The sequence below is a fragment of the Actinomycetes bacterium genome (genome assembly GCA_036000965.1).
GTDB lineage: Bacteria > Actinomycetota > CALGFH01 > CALGFH01 > CALGFH01 > DASYUT01.
Window position 1 is genome coordinate 1 of sequence record DASYUT010000123.1, and the last position, 7,656, is coordinate 7,656.

Consider the following 7,656-nt stretch of genomic DNA (forward strand, 5'->3'; position numbering starts at 1 on the left):
GGCGGTCCCGGGTCGGGCGGTCCCGGGTCGGGCGGTCCCGGGCAGGCGGAGCCCAGGCCCAGGGTCCGGTTCGGGGTCGAGGACCTGGTGGTCGCCTACCACGGGCGCACCGCGGTGGCCGGGGTCACCCTCGAGGTCGCCCCGGGCGAGGTGGCCGGGATCGTCGGCGGGGACGGGGCCGGCAAGACCACCGTGCTGCGGGCGCTGGCCGGTGCCGTGCGCCCGGCGTCCGGGACCGTGCGGCGGCCCCCGGCGCGGCGGATCGGCTACGTGTCGGCCGGCCCGGGCGTGTACCGCGACCTCACGGTGGACGAGAACCTCGCGTTCGCCGGGGCCGCGTACGGCCTGCGCGGCAGCGCGCTCTCCGAGCGGGCCGGCCGGCTGCTGGACCGCACCGGGCTGCCCGGCGCCCGGGACCGGCTCGGCGGCCAGCTCTCGGGCGGGATGCGGCAGAAGCTCGCCCTGGCCATGGCCATGCTGCACGAGCCGCGGCTGCTCGTGCTCGACGAGCCGACCACGGGCGTCGACCCGGTGAGCCGGGCCGAGCTGTGGCGGCTGGTGGCCCACGCGGCGGCCACGGGCGCGGCGGTGGTGGTGGCCACCAGCTACCTCGACGAGGCCGAGCGCACCGGCTCGGTGCTCGTCCTCGACCAGGGCCGGCCGCTGGTGGCCGGCACGCCCGAGGCGGTCGTCGCCGGCATCCCGGGTGCCGTGCTCGACGCGCCGGCCCGGCCCGACCGCGGGACCGCGTGGCGGCGTGGCGCCCGCTGGCGGGTCTGGTCGCCGGACGGGTCCACGGTCCCGGGCGCCTCACCGGTGGCCCCCGACCTGGAGGACGCGGTCATCGTGGCCGCGCTCGCCGCGCGCGAGCGGGCCGCCCGGGACAAGGAGGCGGCGGCATGACGCTGGTGCGGGTGACCGAGGTGACGCACCGGTTCGGGTCGCTCACGGCCGTGGACCGGGTCAGCCTGGCCGTCGAGCCGGGCGAGGTGGTCGGCCTGCTCGGCGCCAACGGCGCCGGCAAGACCACGCTCATCCGCTGCATCCTCGGGCTGCTGCGGCCCACCTCCGGGGAGGTCCGCCTGTTCGGCCGGGCGCCGTCGAGGGAGACCCGCGCCCGGCTGGGCTACGTGCCCCAGGGGCTCGGGCTCTACGACGACCTGACCGTGGCCGAGAACCTGGCCTTCTCGGCGCGCGCGTTCGGCGTGGCACCGGCCGGCCGCGACCGCGCGACCGCGCCGCCGGGGTCGGCCGACACCGACTTGGACCGGGACGTCGCGGCGGTCGCCGGCGAGCTGGTCGGGGACCTGCCGCTCGGGCTCCGCCGCCGGGTGGCGTTCGCGGCCGCGCTCGCCCACCGCCCGGACCTGCTCGTGCTCGACGAGCCGACCTCCGGGGTCGACCCGCTCGGGCGGACCCACCTCTGGGACACGATCCGGGCCGCGGCCGAGGCGGGTGCCGGGGCGCTGGTCACCACCCATTACATGAGCGAGGCCGAGCAGTGCGACCGGCTGGTGGTGCTGGCCGGCGGGCGCGTGGCCGCGCAGGGCACCATGGCCGCCATCATGGGCGACGCGAGCACCGTGCGGGTGGCCACACCGCGCTGGGAGGACGCGTTCGTGGCCCTGGAGGAGGCCGGGCTGCCGGTGGCGCTCGTCGGCCGCTCCCTGCGCGTGCCCGGCACGGACCGGGAGCGGGTGGCCGGGGCGCTGCGCGCCAGCGGGGTCCAGGCCGGGCTGGACCTGGTGCCGGCCACCTTCGAGGAGACCTTCGTGGCGCTGGCGGCCGGGGCCGCGGCCTGATGGCGCGCACCGGCAGGCGCCCGGGTGACAGCGGCACCCGCGACGCCATCCTCGACGCGGCCCGGCGCGCCTTTGCCGAGCGCGGCTACGACGCCGCCACCATCCGCGCGGTGGCCGAGGCCGCCGGGGTCGACCCGGCGCTCGTGCACCACTACTTCGGCAGCAAGGAGCAGCTGTTCGTGACGACCATGGAGCTGCCCGTCGACCCCACCGAGCTCGTCGCCCGGCTGCTCGCCGGCGACCGGGAGCACATCGGCGAGCGCATTGCCGCCACGTTCGTGTCCGTCTGGGACCAGACCGCCAACCAGCACCCGTTCATCGCTTTGATCCGCTCGGCCGTCTCGAGCGAGAAGGCCGCCACCATGCTGCGCGAGTTCCTCGCCCATGCGCTGTTCAGGCGCATCACCGACCAGCTCGGCATGCCCGACGGCCACCTCAGGGCGAGCCTGGTCGCCTCTCAGCTCATGGGCCTCGCGATCGCCCGCTACATCATCAGGATCGAGCCGCTCGCCTCGGCGCCGCCGCCCGTGGTGGTGGCCGCCATCGGCCCCACCCTGCAACGCTACGTCACCGGCGACCTGGGCCCGGCAGCCGGCGACCATCCCCCGGCAGGGCGGGCCCAGACGGGTTCTTGAGCGGCCGGCGCCCGGGTGGGGCAGTCAGGACCCGACCGGGGGGAAGGTGCCGGTCGGCGGCTCGGCCACCACCAGCTGGGCGGCCGCGCCCGACGGGGCCTGCCTGGACGACAGCGCCTTGAGGGCGACCTTGTCGCCCACGTCGTGGCCGGCCTCCTCGCTGAGCAACCAGCGGACCTCCAGCAGGTCGCAGTAGGCCTGCACCGGGTCGGCGGCCGGGCCGACCGCGGCGGCCGCCCTGGCCGCCTGAGGCCGGAAGACCTCGGTGAGCCAGCGCAGGCCGGCGGTGTCGTCGGGTGCCGACCCGGGCCGCTCGTGGTCGAGCCGGCTCTGGTAGGCACGCACGTCGTTGAGCAGCACCGTGGCCTGCCCCTCGCCGACGTCGAGCCCGGTGAGCTTGCGGAGCTCGTTGGCGTGGAAGCGCCGGTTGGCCACGGCCACCTTGAGCCGCAGGGTGCTGCGGTCGGGTGTGGCCGGCTCGAGGGCCAGCTCGTCCACGGCGAAGCCGAGCTCGTTGAGCCGGCGGACCCGCGCCTCGACCTTGTAGCGCTCGTCCGGCCCGAACGTCTCCTCGCGGGAGAGCTCGTCCCACAGCTGCTCGTAGCGGGCGGCCACGCTCTCGGCCGCGGCGAACGCCTCCTCGACCTCGTCGGCCCGGCCCAGCCCGAGGCTGACGTCGACCAGGTCCCCGGCGAGGTTCTCGACCAGGATGCCGAGGTCCAGGTGACGCTGCCCGTCCGACAGGCTCGGGTGGATCTCGCTCGTCTCGGCGTCGACCAGGAACGCTTGCAGGAGCTGGCCGTCCCTGGCGAACAGGGTGTTGCCGAGCGAGCAGTCGCCCCAGAACACCCCGCTGCGGTGCAGGTCCACGACCAGGCTGGCCATGGCGTCGAGCAGCCGCTCGCGGTGTTTGCTGCGTCCCTGGGGGAGGCGCTGGAACAGGCGCCGGTACTGCCAGGAGTGCTCGAGGTAGCGGGTGATGAGGATCCCGTTGCCGGACTCGGGCTGCTCGACCAGCCCGAGGGCGCGCACCGCGGGCAGTTCGCGCGCCTCGAGGTCGCGGAGCACCCGGTACTCCTTGTTCGCGACCCGGGTGGGCAGCTCCTTGAGCGCGTACAGCACGCCGTCGGCCTCCACGAAGCGCACCAGGTGCCGGCTCGGCCCGACCGGGAGGGGGCGGAAGGCGACCTCCTCGGGCGACCAGGTCTCGAGCGGTCTGGTCCAGGGCAGCGCGAGCAGCTCCGGGGAGGCGGAGCGCAGCCGCATGGTGAGCGCGGGCATGCGGCCATGGTAACCCGTGTCCCGCGGCCGCCGGCACCGCCCGGTGTACAGTCTCGGCGTGGTCGACCCCCAGCTCCACCTGTTGCTCGAGGCGGTGGCCCACGGCGAGCTCCCGGTCCGGGAGGCCGAGGCCCGCCTGGCCAGGATGCCGTTCGAGGACCTCGGCTTCGCCCGCGTCGACCACCACCGGGCCGTGCGCGGCCTCGGCCCCGAGGTCGTCTACGGCCGCGGCAAGACGCCAGCCGAGCTGGCCGCGGTGACCACCGCCCTGCTCGCTGGCGGCGGCGCGCCGGTGCTGGTCACCAAGGCCGGCCAGGACCACGCCGAGGCCGTGCTGGCCGCCCACCCCGGCACCGAGTGGCACCCGCGCTCCGGCCTGCTCGTGCTGCGCCGCTCGCCCACCGGCCCGCCAGGTACGGTCGCGGTGGTGTGCGCCGGCACCAGCGACCTGCCCGTGGCCGAGGAGGCGTGGGTGACCGCCGAGGCGTTCGGCTGCACGGTCGACCGGCTGGTCGACGTCGGGGTGGCCGGGCCGCACCGCCTGTTCGCCGAGGTCGAGCGGGTCCAGCGCGCGGACGTGCTGGTGGTCGTGGCCGGGATGGAGGGGGCGCTCCCCTCGCTGGTGGCCGGGCTGGTCGGGGCGCCGGTGGTCGCGGTGCCGACCAGCGTCGGGTACGGCGCCGCCTTCGACGGCCTGGCCGCCCTGCTTGGGATGCTCAACTCGTGCGCGGTCGGGGTCAGCGTGGTGAACATCGACAACGGCTTCGGTGCGGGCGCCCTGGCCGCCCGCGTCCTGGCCGTGGCCCAGGTCCGGCACACCGGCGGCCCGGACCGGGCGCGGCCGGACCGAGCGAAGCCGGACCGAGCGAAGCCGGACCGGGCGCGGCCGGACCGGGCGCGGCCGCGGCCGCCGCACTCTGAGGAGCGCTCCGATGCGTAGAGCGAGAAACGACCGATGCGTAGAGTGAGAAGCGACCGACCCCCAGCGACCGCGCGCGGGCGGCTGCTCCAGGCCGGGAGCGGTAGCCGCTCCGGGGCATTCGGGGTCGGGGAGTGGCTGCTGCTTTCGGGCGTTGCGGTGATCTGGGGGTCGTCGTTCCTGTTCATCGACATCGCGCTGCAGGCGTTCCGGCCCGGCGCCATCGCCCTTGCGCGCGTCGGGCTCGGGGCGGTCGCGCTCGCGCTGGTCCCGGCCGCGCGCCGCGGGATCGACCGCCAGGACCTGCCGCGGGTGGCGTTCCTCGGGCTGATCTGGATGGCCGTGCCGCTGCTGCTGTTCCCGGTCGCGCAGCAGTGGATCGACTCCTCGGTGGCCGGCATGCTCAACGGCGCGGTCCCGCTGTTCGGCGCCGCCTGGGCGGTGCTGCTGCTGCGCCGCCCACTCGCCCGTACCCAGACGCTCGGGCTGGCCGTCGGCTTCGCCGGCGTCATCGCGATCTCCTGGCCCCAGGTGCAGGGCTCGCGGGCCACCACGCTCGGCGCCGGCCTGGTGGTGCTCGCGGTGGTGTGCTACGGCCTTGCGGTCAACGTGGCGGTGCCGCTGCAGCAGCGCTACGGCGCCCTGCCGGTGCTGCTGCGCGCCCAGCTGGTCGCCCTGGTGCTGCTGGTGCCGTTCGGGCTGTGGAGCCTGCCCGGCTCGCGCCTGGGGTGGGGGCCGGTGCTGGCGATGCTGCCGCTTGGGGTCCTTGGGACCGGGCTCGCCTTCGTCCTCATGACGACGCTGGTGGGGCGGGTCGGCGGCCCACGCGGCGCTGTTGCCACCTACTTCATCCCGGTCGTGGCGATCGCGCTTGGCGTCATCTTCCTCGGCGAGCGGGTGGCGCCGGCGGCGCTGCTCGGCACCGCGCTGGTGCTCGCGGGTGCCTGGCTGACCTCCCGCCGCGAGACCTGACCCGGGACCGGGCACGGCCACCGTGGGCGGGGTGGCTCAGCGGGTTGTCTCCGTTCCTTGATGCAGCGGCATTGGCTCTAAACCCGATCGTGCAGAGGCGTTACGTCCGCGGCGCCGTGGGTGCGGTTGCGGCCGGCCCGTTTGGCCTGGTAGAGGGCCAGGTCGGCGACCCGCAGCAGCCCCTCGCTGGTGTCAGCGTGGGCCGAGCAACAGGCCACACCGATGCTGGCGGTCACGGCGATCGTGGCCCCCTCGTGGGCGATCGGCCGGGTTGCGATCGCTGCACGGAGCCGCTCAGCCGTGTCCAGCGCGCCCTGCCCGGCCGTGTCGGGGAGCAGCACGGCGAACTCCTCCCGCCGATCCGGGCGGGCAGGTCCACCGCGCGCAGCTGCTGCTCAAGGACCGAGGCAACCGCCTGCAGGGCCTGGTCGCCGGCCTGGTGGCCGAACCGGTCGTTGACCTGCTTGAAGTGGTCCAGGTCGAGTAGCAGCAGCGCGAACGGCACCTGGGAGCGGCGGGTGCGCTCGACCTCCTCGGCCAGGCGCACCTCGAACGAGCGCCGGTTATGCAGCCCGGTCAGCGGGTCGCTGATCGCGACCTCGGTCAGCGCCGCCTTCTGGGCGGCGATGCGTGTGGCCATGTCGTTGAACGCGGCGGCCAGCTCCCCCAGCTCCCCGCGGCCGCGCACCTGGGCGCGGACGTGCTCGTGGCCGTGCCCAGCCGTCCCGCGGCCTGGCCGAGCCGGTGTAGGTCCCTGACCAGCCCGCGCGCCAGCCCGTAGGCGAGCAGCAGCCCCAGCAGCAGCCCCGCGACGCTGGCGGCGACGATGGCCCGCCGGGTGGCGGCGCCCGCGGCCAGGAGCTCCCGGTACAGCGGGGTGTACTCCATCACCACCGCGCCCACGATCCTGCTCTGCGCGCTGCGCAGCGGGATGACCACCTGCAGGGTGCCGGCCGGGAACTCTTTGTCGCGCTCGACGAAGGTGCGAGGCTGGCCGTCGCGGATGGTCGCGGCCACCTCGGCGTCGATGTCCCGCCGAGCCTCAGCCTCGCCCTCGCCCTTGCCGGGGCTCGCGGCGGCCAGGACGCGCTGCTGGGAGTCGATGACCTCCACGTGGCGGCGCAGCTCGCGCTGCAGGTCATCCAGATACTGCCGGAGCCGCTTCTCGTCCTGGTAGAGATGGCGCTGGTCGCCCTTGGTCAGCGCGGCGCCGTTGGTCAGCGCGGCGCTGTTGGCGATGGTGTGGGCGATCGGCTCGGCGACGTGGCGGGCCTCGAGCTGGGCCGCGCGCTTGCTGACCGTGTACTGCTGGCGCACGGCCACTAGGCCGACCAAGGGGATGAGCAAGGAGATGGCCAGGAAGGCGACGGCCAGGCGAGTACGGACGCTCATGTCGCCCGGCCTGCCCACGCTGGCGGTACGGCTGGCAGCGCCGCCAGTGCCGGCACGGCCGTCGCGGGTGGCATGGACGTGCAGCCTCGGCGGGCGGCGCGCGTCCTGTAGGTGGTGCACATGGCGCCTCCTGAGCGGTCGCTCATGAAAGGCTGGCGCCTTCCGTTCGGCAGCCCGGCTGCCCTGTCGCCGGCCGGCGGCGCCGGTCGGCGAGGTAGGCCCGTGGCTTTGCGTCCCCGGGTTTCCCCGGGTTTGCCGTTATCGCGGAACCGTCGTCCCTCCTATCGACCGGTTAGCGCTCCACCTGAGCAGCAACACCCCCAACCGCAGACGCTTACGTCGCCTTCGCCGGACCCTGCGAAGCACGCACCACCGGACATCTGGACCTCGTTCGAGTGGCCTGGGCTTGACACGCTGGGGAAGCGGCGTAGGTTAGCGATTCAAGCTCATCGGGCGAGGGGGGCAGGCGATGACGCGCGAAGCCGTCGAGCGGATCGACCAGCAGGGCATCGCGGCTCGGGATGGCCACGACGTGGATGGGTTCGTGGGCCTGTTTTCCGACGACTTCACCTGGACCGATCTCACGCTGCCGGAGCCAATGCGGACCACCGAGCAGGCCCGCCAGTACATGCAGGGCTGGTTCACCGCCTTCCCC

The 7,656-nt window shown here is 75.0% G+C and carries 8 protein-coding genes, 1 pseudogene and 1 riboswitch; of the genes and pseudogenes, 6 read left to right on the forward strand and 3 right to left on the reverse strand.

Annotated features, from left to right (window positions below):
• From VG276_10115 to VG276_10125, 3 genes are all read left to right on the forward strand, one after another.
• On the forward strand, positions 1 to 903 hold a 903-nt coding region (locus VG276_10115), incomplete at its 5' end, for an ABC transporter ATP-binding protein (GenBank protein ID HEV8649738.1).
• Positions 900 to 1,802: an ABC transporter ATP-binding protein gene (locus tag VG276_10120; GenBank protein ID HEV8649739.1), complete on the forward strand. Its 903-nt coding sequence runs from the start codon at positions 900 to 902 to the stop codon at positions 1,800 to 1,802. The genes VG276_10115 and VG276_10120, both read left to right, overlap by 4 nt.
• On the forward strand, positions 1,799 to 2,437 hold the full coding sequence (locus tag VG276_10125) for a TetR family transcriptional regulator (GenBank protein ID HEV8649740.1): 639 nt from the start codon (positions 1,799 to 1,801) through the stop codon (positions 2,435 to 2,437). The genes VG276_10120 and VG276_10125 overlap by 4 nt, the downstream gene beginning before the upstream one ends.
• Before the next feature lie 24 nt (positions 2,438 to 2,461).
• Here VG276_10125 and VG276_10130 read toward each other — a convergent pair whose 3' ends face one another.
• On the reverse strand, positions 2,462 to 3,718 hold the full coding sequence (locus VG276_10130) for a DUF4032 domain-containing protein (protein ID HEV8649741.1): 1,257 nt from the start codon (positions 3,716 to 3,718) through the stop codon (positions 2,462 to 2,464).
• A 43-nt stretch (positions 3,719 to 3,761) separates the two neighbouring features.
• On the opposite strand from VG276_10130, the gene larB reads away from it, so the two are divergent.
• Both larB and VG276_10140 read left to right on the forward strand, forming a co-directional pair.
• A complete protein-coding gene (gene larB, locus VG276_10135) occupies positions 3,762 to 4,658 on the forward strand; it encodes a nickel pincer cofactor biosynthesis protein LarB (GenBank protein HEV8649742.1) in 897 nt (298 codons plus the stop codon).
• 15 nt (positions 4,659 to 4,673) lie between these two features.
• The gene (locus tag VG276_10140) at positions 4,674 to 5,609 is read left to right on the forward strand and encodes a DMT family transporter (protein ID HEV8649743.1); all 936 of its coding nucleotides are present in this window, start codon (positions 4,674 to 4,676) and stop codon (positions 5,607 to 5,609) included.
• 77 nt (positions 5,610 to 5,686) lie between these two features.
• Here VG276_10140 and VG276_10145 read toward each other — a convergent pair.
• Both VG276_10145 and VG276_10150 read right to left on the reverse strand, forming a co-directional pair.
• Positions 5,687 to 6,249: pseudogene (locus VG276_10145) on the reverse strand (GGDEF domain-containing protein).
• Positions 6,213 to 7,121, reverse strand: a complete 909-nt coding sequence (locus VG276_10150; GenBank protein ID HEV8649744.1) for a hypothetical protein — start codon at positions 7,119 to 7,121, stop codon at positions 6,213 to 6,215. Before VG276_10150 ends, VG276_10145 begins: the two are co-directional and overlap by 37 nt.
• 45 nt (positions 7,122 to 7,166) lie before the next feature.
• Positions 7,167 to 7,268: riboswitch (cyclic di-GMP riboswitch) on the reverse strand.
• Between the two features lie 202 nt (positions 7,269 to 7,470).
• On the opposite strand from VG276_10150, the gene VG276_10155 reads away from it, so the two are divergent.
• Positions 7,471 to 7,656, forward strand: a 186-nt coding sequence (locus tag VG276_10155; protein HEV8649745.1) for a nuclear transport factor 2 family protein, incomplete at its 3' end; no start/stop codon positions are given.

Excerpts from the sequence above, each read along its gene's own strand:
- VG276_10120 (HEV8649739.1), top strand. The coding sequence starts at position 900 with ATGACGCTGGTGCGGGTGACCGAGGTGACGCACCGGTTCGGGTCGCTC.
- VG276_10130 (HEV8649741.1), bottom strand. The coding sequence starts at position 3,718 with ATGCCCGCGCTCACCATGCGGCTGCGCTCCGCCTCCCCGGAGCTGCTC.
- VG276_10140 (HEV8649743.1), top strand. The coding sequence starts at position 4,674 with ATGCGTAGAGTGAGAAGCGACCGACCCCCAGCGACCGCGCGCGGGCGG.